The sequence below is a fragment of the Escherichia sp. R1 genome, from assembly GCF_003000935.1.
Classification (GTDB): Bacteria; Pseudomonadota; Gammaproteobacteria; order Enterobacterales; family Enterobacteriaceae; genus Escherichia; species Escherichia coli.
In genome coordinates this window covers 136,067-155,304 of the sequence record NZ_PSRU01000002.1, presented here as the reverse complement: position 1 = coordinate 155,304, position 19,238 = coordinate 136,067, and the positions used below count along the sequence as shown (strand labels likewise).

13 protein-coding genes are annotated in these 19,238 nt (G+C 50.3%); 7 read left to right on the top strand and 6 right to left on the bottom strand.

Annotated features, from left to right (window positions below; genetic code table 11):
• Positions 1–94: 94 nt before the first annotated feature.
• The 5 genes from yojI to ompC all read right to left on the bottom strand — a co-directional run bounded on the left by yojI (position 95) and on the right by ompC (position 5,896).
• The gene (yojI, locus tag C4F37_RS03460; RefSeq protein ID WP_000422211.1) at positions 95–1,738 is read right to left on the bottom strand and encodes a microcin J25 efflux ABC transporter YojI; all 1,644 of its coding nucleotides are present in this window, start codon (positions 1,736–1,738) and stop codon (positions 95–97) included.
• A gap of 75 nt (positions 1,739–1,813) precedes the next feature.
• Complete coding sequence (gene alkB / locus C4F37_RS03455; RefSeq protein WP_001539014.1) at positions 1,814–2,464, bottom strand: DNA oxidative demethylase AlkB; 651 nt, start codon at positions 2,462–2,464, stop codon at positions 1,814–1,816.
• Positions 2,464–3,528, bottom strand: a complete 1,065-nt coding sequence (ada, locus tag C4F37_RS03450) for a bifunctional DNA-binding transcriptional regulator/O6-methylguanine-DNA methyltransferase Ada (protein WP_001539016.1) — start codon at positions 3,526–3,528, stop codon at positions 2,464–2,466. Before ada ends, alkB begins: the two co-directional genes overlap by 1 nt.
• A 73-nt stretch (positions 3,529–3,601) precedes the next feature.
• Positions 3,602–4,657 (bottom strand): FAD:protein FMN transferase ApbE, encoded by a 1,056-nt coding sequence (gene apbE / locus C4F37_RS03445; protein WP_001539017.1) that lies wholly within the window; start codon positions 4,655–4,657, stop codon positions 3,602–3,604.
• A gap of 111 nt (positions 4,658–4,768) precedes the next feature.
• Entirely contained in the window at positions 4,769–5,896 is a 1,128-nt protein-coding gene (gene ompC, locus C4F37_RS03440; RefSeq protein WP_001539019.1) for a porin OmpC, read from the bottom strand.
• A gap of 738 nt (positions 5,897–6,634) precedes the next feature.
• Between ompC and rcsD the strand changes: the two genes are divergently transcribed.
• Together rcsD and rcsB are read left to right on the top strand one after the other, a co-directional pair.
• Entirely contained in the window at positions 6,635–9,307 is a 2,673-nt protein-coding gene (rcsD, locus tag C4F37_RS03425; RefSeq protein WP_001249136.1) for a phosphotransferase RcsD, read from the top strand.
• 16 nt (positions 9,308–9,323) lie between these two features.
• The gene (rcsB, locus tag C4F37_RS03420) at positions 9,324–9,974 is read left to right on the top strand and encodes a response regulator transcription factor RcsB (protein WP_001061917.1); all 651 of its coding nucleotides are present in this window, start codon (positions 9,324–9,326) and stop codon (positions 9,972–9,974) included.
• A gap of 199 nt (positions 9,975–10,173) precedes the next feature.
• On the opposite strand, the gene rcsC is transcribed toward rcsB, so the two are convergent.
• The gene (gene rcsC, locus C4F37_RS03415) at positions 10,174–13,023 is read right to left on the bottom strand and encodes a two-component system sensor histidine kinase RcsC (RefSeq protein WP_000876057.1); all 2,850 of its coding nucleotides are present in this window, start codon (positions 13,021–13,023) and stop codon (positions 10,174–10,176) included.
• A 166-nt stretch (positions 13,024–13,189) separates the two neighbouring features.
• On the opposite strand from rcsC, the gene atoS reads away from it, so the two are divergent.
• The 5 genes from atoS (at position 13,190) to C4F37_RS03390 (ending at position 19,225) form a co-directional block, all read left to right on the top strand.
• On the top strand, positions 13,190–15,016 hold the full coding sequence (gene atoS / locus C4F37_RS03410; protein WP_001296244.1) for a two-component system sensor histidine kinase AtoS: 1,827 nt from the start codon (positions 13,190–13,192) through the stop codon (positions 15,014–15,016).
• The gene (gene atoC / locus C4F37_RS03405) at positions 15,013–16,398 is read left to right on the top strand and encodes an acetoacetate metabolism transcriptional regulator AtoC (RefSeq protein ID WP_001539140.1); all 1,386 of its coding nucleotides are present in this window, start codon (positions 15,013–15,015) and stop codon (positions 16,396–16,398) included. Before atoS ends, atoC begins: the two co-directional genes overlap by 4 nt.
• Before the next feature lie 195 nt (positions 16,399–16,593).
• Positions 16,594–17,256 carry an acetate CoA-transferase subunit alpha gene (atoD, locus tag C4F37_RS03400; protein WP_000850538.1) on the top strand — a complete coding sequence of 221 codons (663 nt, stop codon included), beginning with the start codon at positions 16,594–16,596 and terminating at the stop codon, positions 17,254–17,256.
• Entirely contained in the window at positions 17,256–17,906 is a 651-nt protein-coding gene (atoA, locus tag C4F37_RS03395) for an acetate CoA-transferase subunit beta (RefSeq protein WP_000339055.1), read from the top strand. The genes atoD and atoA overlap by 1 nt, the downstream gene beginning before the upstream one ends.
• Positions 17,903–19,225 carry a TIGR00366 family protein gene (locus C4F37_RS03390; protein ID WP_000580278.1) on the top strand — a complete coding sequence of 441 codons (1,323 nt, stop codon included), beginning with the start codon at positions 17,903–17,905 and terminating at the stop codon, positions 19,223–19,225. The genes atoA and C4F37_RS03390 overlap by 4 nt, the downstream gene beginning before the upstream one ends.
• Positions 19,226–19,238 lie beyond the last annotated feature (13 nt).

The following is a 19,238-nucleotide window of genomic DNA, read 5'->3' as shown; positions in this document are numbered from 1 at the left end:
TAATTTCGTTGATTAATTATAGGGTTATTAGAAACGAAGGTATTTTTAGAATATTGACCTGCCGGCAGCAGTCCGCCAGGTCAGCGTCGTAATATTATGCCGTCCGGGCAACGGCATCACGCGAAGCAGCATCGCGCTCTTCGCCTGTCAGCTCGCTAAGTTGCCCGTTGCGCATTTCCAGCAGGCGGTCGGCGTGGATAAAGTAATGATCATCATGACTGATGGCGAAAATAGTTTTACCCATCTCCTGCATCAGCGGCAGCAGCACCTGATAAAACTCACGACGGAAGTGTGGATCCTGATCCGCCGCCCATTCATCCAGCAGGATAATATCGCGTTCTTCTGCCAGCGCCAGCAACAGCGCCACGCGTTTTTTCTGCCCTTTTGATAACTTCAGGTTAACAATACGCCCGTTGCTTAACTCAAGCTTATGAGCCATTTTCAGCTGCGCCAGCCACTTCTCAACCAGTTGCGGGTTAGCGGGTTGCCCCTCCGGCCCCAGCAGTTGATCAAACAGCCAGACATCGGTAAACACTGCCGAAAACAGTTTGCGATAATCTTCCGGTTGTTCGCCGCTGACAGGTTTGCCATCCAGCAAGATTTCGCCGCTTTGTGGTTGGTACAAGCCCGTCAGCAACATCGCCAGCGTCGATTTTCCACTACCGTTGCCACCAATCAGAAACAGCAGTTCACCACGTTTGATGGTGAGGTTAATCGGCCCAACGGAAAACGCGTTATCCTGATAAGCAAACGTCACGTTACGCAGCTCCAGCGTTTGCCAGTTGGGAAAAGCCTGCGGGCGCGGAAACTCTGCTTTGAAAGGCGCGAGCGCGAATTTGTTCAGCTTGTTAAACGCCACCTGCGCCGTCAGCAGCGTCGGTAATGCGCCAACCGCCGAAAGCAGCGGCGTACGCAGGAATAACAGCGTCAACGAATAGGTCGCGGCAACGTTGGTATCAGCCCAACCGAGACTGTTCGCCATCCAGAACACCAGGCCGATAGCGCCCAGCATCATGATGTTTGACCAGTTCACGGCACTAAGATGGAAGGTGTCTGCGCGAATAATATGATGGCGATACTCTTGCGCATCAGGAATGTAGAGGTTGTTAAACACATACTCGGCGCGTTCACGGTTCAGAGTCAGCTCTTTGCGCCCTTCGAGTACGGTTTGAAAATCCGTGTACAGCTTATCTTCGGTTTCACGCAGGGTCGCCATATGTTTGTACACCCGCGCCACCAGCACAAAACCGCCCCAGATGGTGACTGCCATCCAGATAGCCGTTACCAGCAACATTTTGCCCGACAGCATCCACAAATACGCCGCTGAACCGATAGTGAGAATGATCCCCTGCACCAGTTCCGGCAGACGCACAAAAGCAATGGTGATATTGCGCACATCGCTGGTTAATCCCGCCAGCAACGAGGCGCTACCGAGTTGTTCAATGCGCTCGACGTGAGTATCGAGAATCCGCTTGATAAATTCACTACGCAGTCGGTAAACGAAGTGATGCCCCAAAGTGGTGAGCGCCAGTTGCGATCCGAGAGTGACGGCCATCAACAGCAGCAATAACCCCAGAAACTCCGGCAATACCAGCAGACTGGTATCCGCCGTTTCGATAAGGCGCTGATTGATAAAAGCAATTAAGCCAATGCCTAATGCCGCACTGGCGAGGCTTAGCGCCATCACACTGATAAATGGCCAGCGATACTGCCGCCAGACAAGTACAAGAAGTTCCATGCAGAAAACCCGGACAATGAATTACAGCCCGCAGTTTAAACATCTTCGTGCGCACAGCAATAATAATTCTTATTTTTATTCTTTTTTACCTGCCTGACGGAATGTCAGGTTGTAGCGGCAGTCGCCGGCGAGTGGATGAAACCCCGCTTTCAACGGTTGAATGCCATGATAAAACAGCCGCGATTCACCGCCCCATACCACCACATCGCCATGTTCCAACAACAATCTTTTTAGCGGATCATTTCGTTTCAGGCCGCCAAATTGAAAAATCGCGGGTAAGCCCAGAGAAACAGAAACAATTGGCGCGCGCAGATCCGGTTCGTCTTTATCCTGATGCAGCGACAGTTTCGCGCCAGGAACGTAGCGGTTGATCAAACAGGCATCTGGCTGGAAATCTGGATAGCCCGCCGCCGTAGCCGCACGTTGACATAAATGATGAAAACTCTGCGGCATGGCGGGCCACGGTTTATTTGTTTGCGGATCAATGGGCGAATAGAGATAACCTTGCCGATGGGTCGTCCAGCCCAGATGCCCACAGTTGGTCATCGCCACCGACATGGTATATCCGCCTGGAGTGACCATCTGGCGAAACGGCGACTGGCTGGCAACGTCATTAATATCGCGGATCAGTTGCTCCGCAGCGTTAAAAGCAAAACGGTGCAAAATCACCGCTCCAGCCGCCAGTGGTTCTTGCCACGGTTCAGCATCAGCAAACAGATCCAACATTACCTTTCCTCATTTTCAGCTTCGCGGCGCAGCAGTTGCGCTTTGCGCGACACGCCCCAGCGGTAACCGGAAAGTGTGCCATCACCACGGACCACCCGATGACAAGGTATAACGATAGCCAGCTTGTTGGCGGCACAGGCACTGGCAACGGCCCGTACCGCTTTCGGTTTGCCGATGGCATTAGCCAGTTGCTGATAACTGACGGTTTCACCGCAAGGTATCGTGCGCAGTGCCTGCCAGACTTGTTGCTGAAAAGCAGTGCCGCGAATGTCCAGCGGTAACGTCAGCGGCGTATCGCGTTGATTGAGGCTGGCGATCACTTCACGCACATGTTGCTGAAACGTCAGATCGGCAGGCGCGCTGTCGGCAGCGGGAAACATCTGCTGTAACTCGCTGATTAGTGTCGCGTCATCATCGCCCAGTAATATCGCGCAAATCCCCCGCTCACTTTCTGCCACCAGGCAACGGCCCAGCTCACAATCAGCCAGCGCGTAACGCACCGCCAGATTTTCGCCACCGTGACGGAATTGTTTAGCCGTCATGCCCAGCGTTTCGTCGGCTTTGCGGTAGTAACTGCTGCTGTCGGGGAATCCGGCGTTAATAATAGATGTAGTCACGCTCTCCCCTTTCGCCAGCAATTCGCGCAAACGGCGAGCGCGCCAGGCCTGTTGCCAGGCTTTAGGCGTCATTCCGGTAGTCGCTTTAAACAACCGATGCAAATGAAATGGACTCATCGCCACCTGGTCGGCTAAGGCTTCCAGCGTTACAGGCGTTTCCTGTTCCAGAAGTCGGCAGGCGTGGGTAATTTTATCAAGGCGATGTTGCCGGGGATTGGCTTTGTCTGGCTGACAACGTTTGCAGGGACGAAAGCCAGCGGCAAGCGCCTCGCTGGCATTTGCGTAGAAGGAGACATTTTCCCGCAAGGCATGTCTGGCTCGGCAAGACGGACGGCAAAAGATACCCGTGGTGCGCACGGCGAAAACGAATTCGCCGTCGGCATTCGAGTCGCGGGCTAAGACAGATTGCCAGCGTTGATCGTCAGTTAAGCATGTGGCGTATTTCATAATCAGCTCCCTGGTTAAGGATAGCCTTTAGTCTGCCTGGTCACCATCGCACAAAAACCAACAATCTTGCGCTTTAATTTTTTTCGCTGATAAGGAAGCTTTTAAACTGCGGCGACATCCAGGTTTTAAAATTATCACCCTCTTTGGTGATCATATAAACCGCCAGCCCTTCCCGACGAACAACCTCTTTGGCTTTCTCCGGCCCCAGTACCATCAAGCCAGTATCCCAGGCATCGGCTTCCAGCGCCGTCGGGGCAATCACCGTCACGGATACCAGATTGTGTTCGATAGGACGCCCGGTTTGCGGATCGATAACATGAGAAAGACGTTTGCCGTCCAGTTCGTAATAGTTACGGTAGCTGCCAGAGGTGCTAATACCATGACCGTTGATATCCACCACGGCCTGAACCGCGTTTTCTTTATCGGTTGGTTTTTGAATCGCTACCCGCCACGGCTGGCCAGCACCGTTCATACCACGGCTGTTCAGCGCGCCGCCCACCGACACCAGATAGCGGGAAATCCCTTCCTGCTCCATCAAGCGTGCCAGGTGATCCGCCGCATAACCTTCGCCGACGGTGGAGAGATCGACATATAAATCCGGCAGGTCTTTTTGCAGATATTGCTGATGCGACTGATTAATGACCGTCAGGTGCTGTAAGCCGGTTTTGGCTTTCATCGCATCGATCTGTTCCTGGCTCGGAATTTGAACCGGTTGTTGTTCCGGACCAAAGCCCCACAGATTCACCAGCGGCCCGACGGTAATATCCATCGCACCATCGGTCCTTGCGCCAATGCGCAGCGAGGTAGTGACGATATCGGCCATCGCTTCACTTACCGGCCACGGCGACAAACTTTGCGAGTCGTTAAAGCGCATCAGCGCGGAATCTTTTTTATAGGTCGAAAGCAGCTGATCGTCAGCGTCCAGTTGGGTCTGAATCTTTTCTTTAAGTTCGGCACTGCGTTTGGCGTCAATGCCCGGAATGCTGGCACGCCAGAAGGTACCCATGGTTTTGCCTTCAAGAACGGTAACTTCAGTAGCGTGGGTTTTGGCGGGTTGTGGTTTTTGATCGCAACCAACAAAGAAGAGCGCGGCAGCCAGCAGTGCCACGCGGGTAAAGCTTATTTCCATACGTGATTATCCTCATGCGAACGGTCGCAAGAGTACACCAAAAAACTGTGTTTGTACGCTGAAAACAATGAAAAAAGGGCCCGCAGGCCCTTTGTTCGATATCAATCGAGATTAGAACTGGTAAACCAGGCCCAGAGCTACGATGTTATCAGTGTTGATGCCAGCGTCACGAGTGAACTGGTTGTCGTCCAGCAGGTTGATTTTGTAGTCAACGTAGGTGGACATGTTTTTGTTGAAGTAGTAGGTCGCACCAACATCAACATATTTCAGGATATCTTCGTCGTCGTAGTTACGGCCATTGATGACACCCAGGTTTTTACCTTTAGACTGCAGGTAAGCCAGGGACGGACGCAGACCGAAGTCGAACTGGTACTGAGCAACAGCTTCGAAGTTCTGTGCTTTGTTCGCCCAACCCAGGGAACCTACGCGAGTTGCGTTGTAGGTCTGGGTGTACTGAGCAGCCAGGTAGATGTTGTTAGCGTCGTATTTCAGACCACCAGTGTAGGTTTCAGCACGGTCGCCAGTACCGATGTAGTTATGAGTTACATTATCAACTACGTAAGTACCATTCTGAGCGTCAGTACGTTTGGAGCTGGACACTGCAGCACCGATACCGAAGCCTTCGTAATCATAAGTGATAGAACCGCCAACGCCGTCGCCGTTCTGACGCAGAGCACCACGACCGTTGTTGGTCATGCCTTCGCCATCTACGCTACCGTTTTTACCCTGGTACTGAACAGCAAAGTTCAGGCCGTCAACCAGACCGAAGAAGTCGGTGTTACGGTAGGTCGCGAAGCCGTTACCACGCTGCTGCATGAAGTTGTCAGAACCGTAAGTGTCGCCACCGAATTCTGGCAGGACGTCGGTCCAGGAAGTTACGTCATAAACAACGCCGTAGTTACGACCGTAGTCGAAAGAACCCACATCCTGGAATTTCAGACCTGCGAATGCCACACGGGTCCAGGAGTTGTTTTCGTTTTCAGCGCTGTTGCCCTGGATCTGATATTCCCACTGGCCGTAACCGGTCAGTTGGTCAGTAACCTGAGTTTCACCTTTGAAGCCAAGACGCATGTAGGTCTGGTCGCCATCTACAGACTTGTCGTCAGAGAAATAGTGCAGGCCGTCTACTTTACCGTACAGATCTAATTTGTTGCCGTCTTTGTTGTAAACTTCAGCAGCGTTTGCTGCGCCTGCTACCAGCAGAGCTGGGACCAGGAGGGACAGTACTTTAACTTTCATGTTATTAACCCTCTGTTATATGCCTTTATTTGCTTTTTTATGCCACTGCATACTGATTAACCCTCATTAATCAGTCGGCAAGTCCATTCTCCCCAAAAATGCAGAATAATCCAACACGAATATGATACTAAAACTTTTAAGATGTTTCATTTATCGCTATAGATGTTTCAGAATGTAAATGCAAGGGAACTTTTTAAGATTATTGCGGAATGGCCAAATAAGCACCTAACATCAAGCAATATTAATTCAAGGTTAAAATCAATAACTTATTCTTAATTATTTGACAGCACTGAATGTCAAAACAAAACCTTCACTCGCAACTAGAATATCTTCCGCTATCATCATTAACTTTATTTATTACCGTCATTCATTTCTGAATGTCTGTTTACCCCTATTTCAACCGGATGCCTCGCATCCGGTTTTTTTTACCCTTCTTTACACACTTTTCATTATTCTGTGCTACCACAGAAAAACTATAACGCTCGTTAACTATTTCACAAATAATTAACATCAGCATAATTTCCAGCAATCTTCGTTTATTTGCAATTAATTTCGTTAGGCTTTTTGTAGGTTATTTGTACAGCAAAATGGCGCTTGTACATCTATTTCCCCCAATGCAGGATGATAAATATCACTGGAGAATAGAGAATCATCAATCAGGTAAGAGTCTGGAATTTCACACTGTACCCTTTATACTGCCCTATCACTTCGCGAAGTTTTAACAGGTCATAAACACGAATGCGTCAGAAAGAGACAACGGCCACGACCCGCTTTTCACTCCTACCGGGGAGCATTACCCGCTTCTTTTTACTGTTGATCATTGTGTTACTGGTGACGATGGGTGTAATGGTACAAAGCGCCGTTAACGCCTGGCTGAAAGATAAAAGTTACCAGATTGTCGACATTACCCACGCAATCCAAAAGCGCGTCGATACCTGGCGTTACGTGACCTGGCAGATCTACGACAACATTGCCGCGACGACCTCCCCCTCCTCCGGCGAAGGTTTACAAGAGACGCGCCTGAAACAGGATGTCTACTATCTGGAGAAACCACGCCGCAAAACGGAAGCGTTAATCTTTGGCTCTCATGACAACTCAACGCTTGAGATGACTCAACGGATGTCCACCTATCTGGACACATTGTGGGGCGCAGAAAATGTACCGTGGTCGATGTATTACCTGAATGGTCAGGATAACAGTCTGGTGCTGATCTCAACCCTGCCCCTCAAAGATCTCACCTCCGGATTTAAAGAATCGACCGTCAGCGACATTGTTGATTCACGTCGTGCAGAGATGTTGCAACAGGCCAACGCCCTCGATGAACGCGAAAGTTTTTCTAACATGCGCCGCCTGGCCTGGCAGAACGGTCATTACTTTACCTTGCGTACCACGTTCAACCAGCCGGGACATCTGGCAACGGTCGTGGCTTTTGATCTGCCGATTAATGATTTGATCCCACCGGGTATGCCGCTGGACAGTTTCCGCCTTGAGCCAGACGCGACGGCAACGGGAAACAATGAAAATGAGAAAGAAGGGACGGATAGCGTCAGTATCCACTTTAACAGTACGAAGATTGAAATCTCCTCGGCACTCAACTCTACCGATATGCGCCTGGTCTGGCAGGTTCCTTACGGCACCTTACTGCTGGATACGTTGCAAAACATTCTGCTGCCACTGCTGCTGAACATCGGTTTGCTGGCGCTGGCATTATTTGGCTATACCACATTCCGCCATTTCTCCAGCCGCAGTACAGAAAGCGTCCCCAGCACGGCGGTCAATAACGAATTGCGCATTTTACGGGCAATTAATGAAGAGATAGTCTCACTGCTGCCGCTCGGCCTGCTGGTTCACGATCAGGAATCGAACCGCACAGTCATAAGTAACAAAATTGCCGATCATTTGCTGCCGCATTTGAATCTGCAAAACATCACTACCATGGCGGAGCAGCATCAGGGGATTATTCAGGCGACGATCAATAACGAGCTGTATGAGATCCGCATGTTCCGCAGCCAGGTTGCGCCGCGCACACAAATTTTCATTATTCGCGATCAGGATCGCGAAGTGCTGGTAAACAAGAAACTCAAGCAGGCGCAGCGTCTGTATGAGAAAAACCAGCAGGGGCGGATGACCTTTATGAAAAACATTGGCGATGCGCTGAAAGAACCCGCACAGTCCCTGGCGGAGAGCGCGGCTAAACTCAACGCCCCGGAAGGCAAACAACTGGCGAATCAGGCAGATGTGCTGGTGCGGCTGGTCGATGAAATACAGTTAGCGAACATGCTTGCGGACGATAGCTGGAAAAGTGAGACGGAGCTGTTCTCCGTGCAGGATTTAATTGATGAAGTAGTGCCTTCAGTGTTGCCTGCCATCAAGCGTAAAGGTCTGCAACTGCTGATTAACAATCATCTGAAAGCACACGATATGCGCCGCGGCGATCGCGATGCCTTACGACGTATTTTGCTACTACTGATGCAATATGCCGTGACCTCAACGCAATTGGGAAAAATCACCCTTGAGGTTGATCAGGATGAGTCCTCCGAAGACCGCCTGACGTTCCGCATTCTGGACACTGGAGAAGGCGTAAGCATTCATGAAATGGATAATTTGCACTTCCCGTTTATCAACCAGACCCAAAACGATCGCTATGGCAAGGCGGACCCGCTGGCATTCTGGCTGAGCGATCAACTGGCGCGTAAACTGGGCGGTCATTTAAACATCAAAACGCGGGATGGGCTTGGTACACGCTACTCTGTGCATATCAAAATGCTCGCAGCTGACCCGGAAGTTGAAGAGGAAGAAGAGCGATTACTGGATGATGTCTGCGTAATGGTGGATGTTACTTCGGCAGAAATTCGGAATATTGTCACTCGCCAGTTAGAAAATTGGGGGGCAACCTGTATCACACCCGATGAAAGATTAATTAGTCAAGATTATGATATCTTTTTAACGGATAATCCGTCTAATCTTACTGCCTCTGGCTTGCTTTTAAGCGATGATGAGTCTGGCGTACGGGAAATTGGGCCTGGTCAATTGTGCGTCAACTTCAATATGAGCAACGCTATGCAGGAAGCGGTCTTACAATTAATTGAAGTGCAACTGGCGCAGGAAGAGGTGACAGAATCGCCTCTGGGCGGAGATGAAAATGCGCAACTCCATGCCAGCGGCTATTATGCGCTCTTTGTAGACACAGTACCGGATGATGTTAAGAGGCTATATACTGAAGCAGCAACCAGTGACTTTGCTGCGTTAGCCCAAACGGCTCATCGTCTTAAAGGCGTATTTGCCATGCTAAATCTGGTACCCGGCAAGCAGTTATGTGAAACGCTGGAACATCTGATTCGTGAGAAGGATGTTCCAGGAATAGAAAAATACATCAGCGACATTGACAGTTATGTCAAGAGCTTGCTGTAGCAAGGTAGCCTATTACATGAACAATATGAACGTAATTATTGCCGATGACCATCCGATAGTCTTGTTCGGTATTCGCAAATCACTTGAGCAAATTGAGTGGGTGAATGTTGTCGGCGAATTTGAAGACTCTACAGCACTGATCAACAACTTGCCGAAACTGGATGCACATGTGTTGATTACCGATCTCTCCATGCCTGGCGATAAGTACGGCGATGGCATTACCTTAATCAAGTACATCAAGCGCCATTTCCCAAGCCTGTCGATCATTGTTCTGACCATGAACAACAACCCGGCGATTCTTAGTGCGGTATTGGATCTGGATATCGAAGGGATCGTGCTGAAACAAGGTGCACCGACCGATCTGCCGAAAGCTCTCGCCGCGCTGCAGAAAGGGAAGAAATTTACCCCGGAAAGCGTTTCTCGCCTGTTGGAAAAAATCAGTGCTGGTGGTTATGGTGACAAGCGTCTCTCGCCAAAAGAGAGTGAAGTTCTGCGCCTGTTTGCGGAAGGCTTCCTGGTGACCGAGATCGCTAAAAAGCTGAACCGCAGTATTAAAACCATCAGTAGCCAGAAGAAATCTGCGATGATGAAGCTGGGTGTCGAGAACGATATTGCTCTGCTGAATTATCTCTCTTCTGTGACGTTAAGTCCGGCAGATAAAGACTAATCACCTGTAGGCCAGATAAGACGCGTTAGTGTCTTATCTGGCATTTGCACGGATTGCCGGATGCGGCGTAAACGCCTTATCCGTCCTACGATTCCCATTATTTCAACAGATTACATTAAAGTAGGCCAGATAAGACGCGTCAGTGTCTTATCTGGCATTTGCACGGATTGCCGGGTGCGGCGTAAACGCCTTATCCGTCCTACGATTCCCGCGATTTCCTGACCCTCTCGGCATATACCGTCAGCGTCTGTTTTATCACATCCAGCGTTACTGGCTTCGACAGGCAGCTGTCCATACCGGACTCCAGACACCGCTGCTTCTCTTCAGCCAACGCATTAGCAGTTACTCCGATTACCGGCAACGTCAGTCCCAACTGACGAATGCGTTGCGTCAAGCGGTAACCATCCATATTTGGCATATTGACGTCGCTAAGCACGATATCAATATGATTCTTGTTAAGTACATTAAGCGCATCGACGCCATCATTCGCGGTTTTACATTGATAGCCCAACGATCCCAACTGATCTGCCAGCAGACGTCGGTTAATCGGATGATCATCCACGACCAGAATCATCATATCGTCATTATCGCTGACCGCTTTGTCCGTCGACGGCAGAGCGTTAGCAGGATCGTCGCTCTCCATCTCGATCAAATAAATACGCGCCAACAATGCCGGTAGCTCATGCGGAGCAGCCACACTGTGTACCCACTCCCCTGGCGCTTTCTCCAGCGGAATACCAATATGGCGACGACAGAAGGTCACTACCGCTCTGCCCTGCCATTTTTTACTCACTACCTCGTCAGTGATTAACACATCTTCGGGAGTCGGTTCCTGCCCTTCGTATGTTGTAACGACGATGCCGCTGCGCTGCAAACTGGTTTCCAGGAACTGACAGAGCGACGCATTGCGGACCGCCAGCCAGCAGCGTTTACCACTCAACCCTTCCACGCCTTTTTTCTGCGGATACTGAGCGCCGTACAACGGAATACGCACGGTAAACTGGCTGCCCATTCCCGGTTCTGAATCTACCGAGATGTCGCCGTCCATCATGCTGATCAGTTTTTCACAAATCGCCAGACCCAGACCAGTCCCCTGGAAGTTACGCTGTACGCCCGTTCCGACCTGGAAGAAGGGATCAAACAAGCGCACCACTTCTTTCGCCGGTATCCCCACGCCGGTATCGCGAACACGGATAGAGAGATAATCGCCATCAGCGCGAACATGCAAAACTATACAGCCGGTATCGGTGAATTTTATGGCGTTACTCAGCAGGTTAGAGATGACCTGTTGTAAACGCATCGGGTCGCCATTTAAGGCCACTGGCACATCCGGTTCAATAAAGCAGTACAAGCCTAACTGCTTGCGTACCACCAGCGGTAAATAGTTGGCGGTGATGTGGTTCATCACTTCACGCGGTGAAAACTCACGCGGTTCGATCTTCAACTGTTCTGATTCAATTTTCGAGAAATCGAGAATATCGCTGATAATTTTCAACAACAGGCTGGAAGAGTTGTTCATTGCCGTCACCAGACGATCGACGCCTTTCGGTAACTCTTTGGTTTGCAACAGATCCAGGTTACCGATAATGCCATACAGCGGCGTTCGCAGCTCATGACTGACGGTGGCCAGGAACATCGATTTTGACTGGCTCGCCTGTTCCGCTGCTTGTGCCATCTCCTGCAACGACTCTTCCATCTTCACGCGCGAAGAAACATCCACCAGCACACAAATGGCCACGTTTTCATTACGATAGCGCGAATGGACGAAGCTGATTTGCAGATTGGTATTGTTGCTGGTCAGGACATCAACAAAATTGACCTGCTGCCCACAGATAATTTGTGTCAGCCGTTGGCGGTCCTCATGCGTAAGCATATTGAGATAGGTATGCGCCAGTTCGTTACTTAAAATATTGACGCCATCAGCGGTACGCAAAATGCAGATACCCACTGGCGCGGAGGCGACAATCTTGCGATTAAACTGCTCATGTTCTTCCAGTCGCAGGGCGTCGCTTTCCGCCGGAATGAAAATACGCCGCTCGTACATCCGCGCGAGAGTAAACAATGCAGCTCCGGCAAGCACATTCAGCAAAATTGCGTTAAGGATCAACATGCGAATGCGTTCCAGCACCTTATCAACTGGCACTGAATAAACGATGCTTAGCGATGAGGGTGGCAGATTTTTCTTCAGCACCAGTTCGCGGAACCCTTCCGTATAGCCAAACCAGGAGCGTTCCTGCATCCAGCGAGGATCGCCCTTAATTTTGCTTTCTGGTCCGGTAAGCGAAATCAGGGTATGACCATTTTCATCAAGAATGGTAACCCCCATCGGCAACGTACCAGGTAAGAAAAAGTTCTCCATCCGGATGGTTTGCTCGACACCCAAAAGCGCCTGCAACCGGTTCGCCAGATAAACTGGCGTCAAGGCGTAAAAATACCCGACGCCAGGGCGCGGACCTTCGCTGATCCAGTAGAGGTTACTGCCACTATCATCTTGTGGTGCATTTCGATATTTATTAATGCGTTCATGCAAAGCTTTTAACGCGGTATCGCGTTCCACTGGCATATCACGCAGACCGAAATTAGCCATGCAGAGGTTATCGCTGCCGATTAAAAATACCCGGTTTAGATCGTAAGCCGCAGAAAAATTATCGCGCCAGTAGCGCATAAACCACGCCAATGACTCCAGAGAACCTCGCCAGGTGTTACTCATTGCGGAACAATCAGAGTCAGCAAATAGCGGTTCAAACGCAGGCACATCCGTCTGCGTTTCTCGTCCACGCGGGGAAAGCACACCGTTTTCTGCCGATAAGCGATTTTCAGCTATGTACTTCAGCTCTTTCATCACATCAGAGGTGCGTTGAATAAAGCGCTGAGCCTGATCGGAACTCAGATTAAATTCCTGACGAATTTCCGATTCTCGCTGATGTAACGCATTAACGATGTAAAAAACGGATGAAAAAGCAATCAACAGCCAGAGCACTAACGCCAATGCTCTGAACATGTAGCGCGAGGCTTTCAGGGTTGTACGAAAAGAAGCAAGGTATTTCAAAGGGGCGAAGCTCCGCCTCAGGTGACCGATGGAGTGTGGTTAAGGTAGCGGTAAAAGCGTGTTACCGCAATGTTCTCTCTTCTCTGGAATATGATACACCGCCGAGAAATCATCACCTTAACCTCTGATAATCGTCATATACCGGACAAGACTAGTGGATTTCAGCATGCATTATATGAAGTGGATTTATCCACGCCGCTTACGCAATCAAATGATCCTGATGGCAATCCTGATGGTCATTGTCCCAACGCTTACTATTGGTTATATCGTAGAAACGGAAGGACGTTCAGCAGTCTTATCTGAAAAAGAGAAAAAACTTTCTGCCGTGGTCAACCTGCTTAATCAGGCGCTAGGCAATCGCTACGATCTCTACATCGACTTACCGCGTGAGGAGCGTATCCGCGCATTAAATGCAGAACTTGCCCCCATTACCGAAAATATCACTCACGCCTTCCCTGGCATCGGCGCTGGTTATTACAACAAAACGCTGGATGCGATAATCACCTACGCGCCTTCAGCGCTATATCAGAATAATGTGGGCGTTACCATTGCCGCAGATCACCCTGGTCGCGAAGTCATGCGTACAAATACCCCTTTGGTTTATTCAGGCAGGCAGGTGCGCGGCGATATTTTGAATTCAATGATTCCCATTGAGCGTAATGGTGAAATCCTCGGCTATATCTGGGCCAATGAATTAACCGAAGATATTCGCCGCCAGGCCTGGAAAATGGATGTGAGGATTATCATTGTGCTCACCGCCGGTTTGCTGATAAGCCTGCTGTTGATTGTCCTTTTCTCCCGTCGCCTGAGCGCCAATATAGATATCATCACCGATGGCCTCTCGACTCTGGCTCAAAATATTCCCACTCGATTACCACAATTGCCCGGTGAAATGGGGCAAATCAGTCAGAGTGTTAACAACCTCGCCCAGGCACTGCGTGAAACGCGAACACTTAACGATCTGATTATTGAAAACGCTGCCGATGGCGTCATTGCCATTGACCGCCAGGGTGATGTAACCACCATGAACCCAGCAGCAGAAGTCATCACTGGCTATCAACGTCATGAACTGGTAGGGCAGCCTTACTCCATGTTGTTCGACAATACTCAGTTCTACAGTCCCGTACTGGATACGCTGGAACATGGCACCGAACATGTAGCACTGGAGATCAGTTTTCCAGGCCGTGACCGCACCATTGAACTCAGTGTCACGACCAGTCGTATTCATAACACGCACGGTGAAATGATAGGTGCTTTGGTGATTTTCTCTGATTTAACTGCCCGCAAAGAAACCCAGCGCCGCATGGCGCAAGCAGAACGCCTCGCCACACTGGGTGAGCTGATGGCTGGCGTGGCGCATGAAGTACGTAATCCGTTAACGGCTATTCGTGGTTATGTACAGATCTTGCGCCAACAAACCCGTGACCCAATACATCAGGAATATCTGTCCGTAGTACTCAAAGAAATCGATTCAATTAACAAAGTTATTCAGCAATTGCTCGAATTTTCACGTCCACGCCACAGTCAATGGCAACAAGTCAGCCTCAATGCATTGGTTGAAGAAACTCTGGTACTGGTACAAACCGCCGGCGTACAAGCGCGGGTCGACTTCATAAGCGAACTGGATAATGAATTAAGCCCGATTAACGCCGATCGTGAACTGCTCAAACAGGTACTACTGAATATCCTGATCAATGCCGTCCAGGCTATCAGTGCACGAGGGAAAATTCGCATTCGAACCTGGCAGTATAGCGACTCGCAACAGGCCATTTCGATAGAGGACAACGGCAGTGGCATTGATCTCTCGCTGCAAAAAAAGATCTTCGATCCCTTTTTCACTACCAAAGCCTCAGGAACCGGGCTTGGTCTGGCGTTAAGTCAACGCATCATTAATGCCCATCAGGGTGATATTCGCGTCGCCAGTTTGCCGGGCTACGGCGCAACCTTCACGCTTATTTTACCGATCAACCCGCAGGGAAATCAGACTGTATGACTGCTATTAATCGCATCCTTATTGTGGATGATGAAGATAATGTTCGCCGTATGCTGAGCACCGCTTTTGCACTACAAGGATTCGAAACACATTGTGCGAACAACGGGCGCACAGCATTACACCTGTTTGCCGATATTCACCCTGACGTGGTGTTGATGGATATCCGTATGCCAGAGATGGACGGCATCAAGGCACTAAAGGAGATGCGCAGCCATGAGACCCGGACACCCGTTATTCTGATGACGGCCTATGCTGAAGTGGAAACCGCCGTCGAAGCACTACGCTGCGGAGCCTTCGACTATGTTATCAAACCGTTTGATCTCGATGAGTTGAATTTAATCGTTCAGCGCGCTTTACAACTCCAGTCAATGAAAAAAGAGATCCGTCATCTGCACCAGGCACTGAGCACCAGCTGGCAATGGGGGCACATTCTCACCAACAGCCCGGCGATGATGGACATCTGCAAAGACACCGCCAAAATTGCCCTTTCTCAGGCCAGCGTCTTGATTAGCGGTGAAAGCGGCACCGGGAAAGAGTTGATTGCCAGAGCGATTCACTACAATTCGCGGCGGGCAAAGGGGCCGTTCATTAAAGTCAACTGCGCGGCGCTGCCGGAATCGTTGCTCGAAAGTGAACTGTTTGGTCATGAAAAAGGTGCATTTACTGGTGCACAAACCTTGCGTCAGGGATTATTTGAACGTGCCAACGAAGGTACTCTGCTCCTCGACGAAATTGGCGAAATGCCGCTGGTACTGCAAGCCAAATTACTACGCATTCTACAGGAACGGGAATTTGAACGGATTGGCGGCCATCAGACCATAAAAGTTGATATCCGCATCATTGCTGCCACCAACCGCGACTTGCAGGCAATGGTGAAAGAAGGCACCTTCCGTGAAGATCTCTTTTATCGCCTTAACGTTATTCATTTAATACTGCCGCCTCTGCGCGATCGCCGGGAAGATATTTCCCTGTTAGCTAATCACTTTTTGCAAAAATTCAGTAGTGAGAATCAGCGCGATATTATCGACATCGATCCGATGGCAATGTCACTGCTTACCGCCTGGTCATGGCCGGGAAATATTCGAGAGCTTTCCAACGTTATTGAACGCGCTGTCGTGATGAATTCAGGCCCGATCATTTTTTCTGAGGATCTTCCGCCGCAGATTCGTCAGCCAGTCTGTAATGCTGGTGAAGCAAAAACAACCCCTGTCGGTGAGCGTAATTTAAAAGAGGAAATTAAACGCGTCGAAAAACGCATCATTATGGAAGTGCTGGAACAACAAGAAGGAAACCGAACCCGCACTGCTTTAATGCTGGGCATCAGTCGCCGTGCATTGATGTATAAACTCCAGGAATACGGTATCGATCCGGCGGATGTATAACGCCAAAACTTGCTATGCAGAAATTTGCACAGTGCGCAATTTTCTGCATAGCCGCTCATTCTCCTTATGAATCCCCATCTAATTTATCCTTTTCTATTCAATTAGTTAAATAACAACATTCAATAATCTCATTCTGGCACTCCCCTTGCTATTCCCTGACTGTACCCACAACGGTGTATGCAAGAGGGATAAAAAATGAAAACAAAATTGATGACATTACAAGACGCCACCGGCTTCTTTCGTGACGGCATGACCATCATGGTGGGCGGATTTATGGGGATTGGCACTCCATCCCGCCTGGTTGAAGCATTACTGGAATCTGGTGTTCGCGACCTGACATTGATAGCCAATGATACCGCGTTTGTTGATACAGGCATCGGTCCGCTCATCGTCAATGGTCGAGTCCGCAAAGTGATTGCTTCACATATCGGCACCAACCCGGAAACAGGTCGGCGCATGATATCTGGTGAGATGGACGTCGTTCTGGTGCCGCAAGGTACGCTAATCGAGCAAATTCGCTGTGGCGGAGCTGGACTTGGTGGTTTTCTCACCCCAACTGGTGTCGGCACCGTCGTAGAGGAAGGCAAACAGACACTGACACTCGACGGTAAAACCTGGCTGCTCGAACGCCCGCTGCGCGCCGACCTGGCGCTAATTCGCGCTCATCGTTGCGACACACTTGGCAACCTGACCTATCACCTTAGCGCCCGCAACTTTAACCCCCTGATAGCCCTTGCGGCTGATATCACGCTGGTAGAGCCGGATGAACTGGTCGAAACCGGCGAGCTGCAACCTGACCATATTGTCACCCCTGGTGCCGTTATCGACCACATCATCGTTTCACAGGAGAGCAAATAATGGATGCGAAACAACGTATTGCGCGCCGTGTGGCGCAAGAGCTTCGTGATGGTGACATCGTTAACTTAGGGATCGGTTTACCCACAATGGTCGCCAATTATTTACCGGAGGGTATTCATATCACTCTGCAATCAGAAAACGGCTTCCTCGGTTTAGGCCCGGTCACAACAGCGCATCCAGATCTGGTGAACGCTGGCGGACAACCGTGCGGCATTTTACCCGGCGCAGCCATGTTTGATAGCGCCATGTCATTTGCGCTAATCCGTGGCGGTCATATTGATGCCTGCGTGCTCGGCGGTTTGCAAGTAGACGAAGAAGCAAACCTCGCGAACTGGGTAGTGCCTGGGAAAATGGTGCCCGGTATGGGTGGCGCGATGGATCTGGTGACCGGGTCGCGCAAAGTGATCATCGCCATGGAACATTGCGCCAAAGATGGTTCAGCAAAAATTTTGCGCCGCTGCACCATGCCACTCACTGCGCAACATGCGGTGCATATGCTGGTTACTGAACTGGCTGTCTTTCGTTTTATTGACGGCAAAATGTGGCTCACCGAAATTGCCGACGGGTGTGATTTAGCCACCGTGCGTGCCAAAACAGAAGCTCGGTTTGAAGTCGCTGCCGATCTGAATACGCAACGGGGTGATTTATGATTGGTCGCATATCGCGTTTTATGACGCGTTTTGTCAGCCGATGGCTTCCCGATCCACTGATCTTTGCCATGTTGCTGACATTGCTAACATTCGTGATCGCGCTTTGGTTAACACCACAAACGCCGATCAGCATGGTGAAAATGTGGGGTGACGGTTTCTGGAACTTGCTGGCGTTTGGTATGCAGATGGCGCTTATCATCGTTACCGGTCATGCCCTTGCCAGCTCCGCGCCGGTGAAAAGTTTGCTGCGTACTGCCGCCTCCGCCGCAAAGACGCCCGTACAGGGCGTCATGCTGGTTACTTTCTTCGGTTCAGTTGCTTGTGTCATCAACTGGGGATTTGGTTTGGTTGTCGGTGCAATGTTCGCCCGTGAAGTCGCACGGCGAGTACCCGGTTCTGATTATCCGTTGCTCATTGCCTGCGCCTACATTGGTTTTCTCACCTGGGGTGGCGGTTTCTCTGGCTCAATGCCTCTGTTGGCTGCAACACCGGGCAACCCGGTTGAGCATATCGCCGGGCTGATCCCGGTGGGCGATACTCTGTTCAGTGGTTTTAATATTTTCATCACTGTGGCGTTGATTGTGGTGATGCCATTTATCACCCGCATGATGATGCCAAAACCGTCTGACGTGGTGAGTATCGATCCGAAACTACTCATGGAAGAGGCTGATTTTCAAAAGCAACTACCGAAAGATGCTCCACCGTCCGAGCGACTGGAAGAAAGCCGTATTCTGACGTTGATCATCGGCGCACTCGGTATCGCTTACCTGGCGATGTACTTCAGCGAACATGGCTTCAACATCACCATCAATACCGTCAACCTGATGTTTATGATTGCGGGTCTGCTGCTACATAAAACGCCAATGGCTTATATGCGTGCTATCAGCGCGGCAGCACGCAGTACCGCCGGTATTCTGGTGCAATTCCCCTTCTACGCGGGGATCCAACTGATGATGGAGCACTCCGGTCTGGGCGGACTCATTACCGAATTCTTCATCAATGTTGCGAACAAAGACACCTTCCCGGTCATGACCTTTTTTAGTTCTGCACTGATTAACTTCGCCGTTCCGTCTGGCGGCGGGCACTGGGTTATTCAGGGGCCGTTCGTGATGCCCGCAGCCCAGGCGCTGGGCGCTGATCTCGGTAAATCGGTAATGGCGATCGCCTACGGCGAGCAATGGATGAACATGGCACAACCGTTCTGGGCGCTGCCAGCACTGGCAATCGCCGGACTCGGTGTCCGCGACATCATGGGCTATTGCATCACTGCCCTGCTCTTCTCCGGCGTCATTTTCGTCATTGGTTTAACGCTGTTCTGACGGCAACCCTACA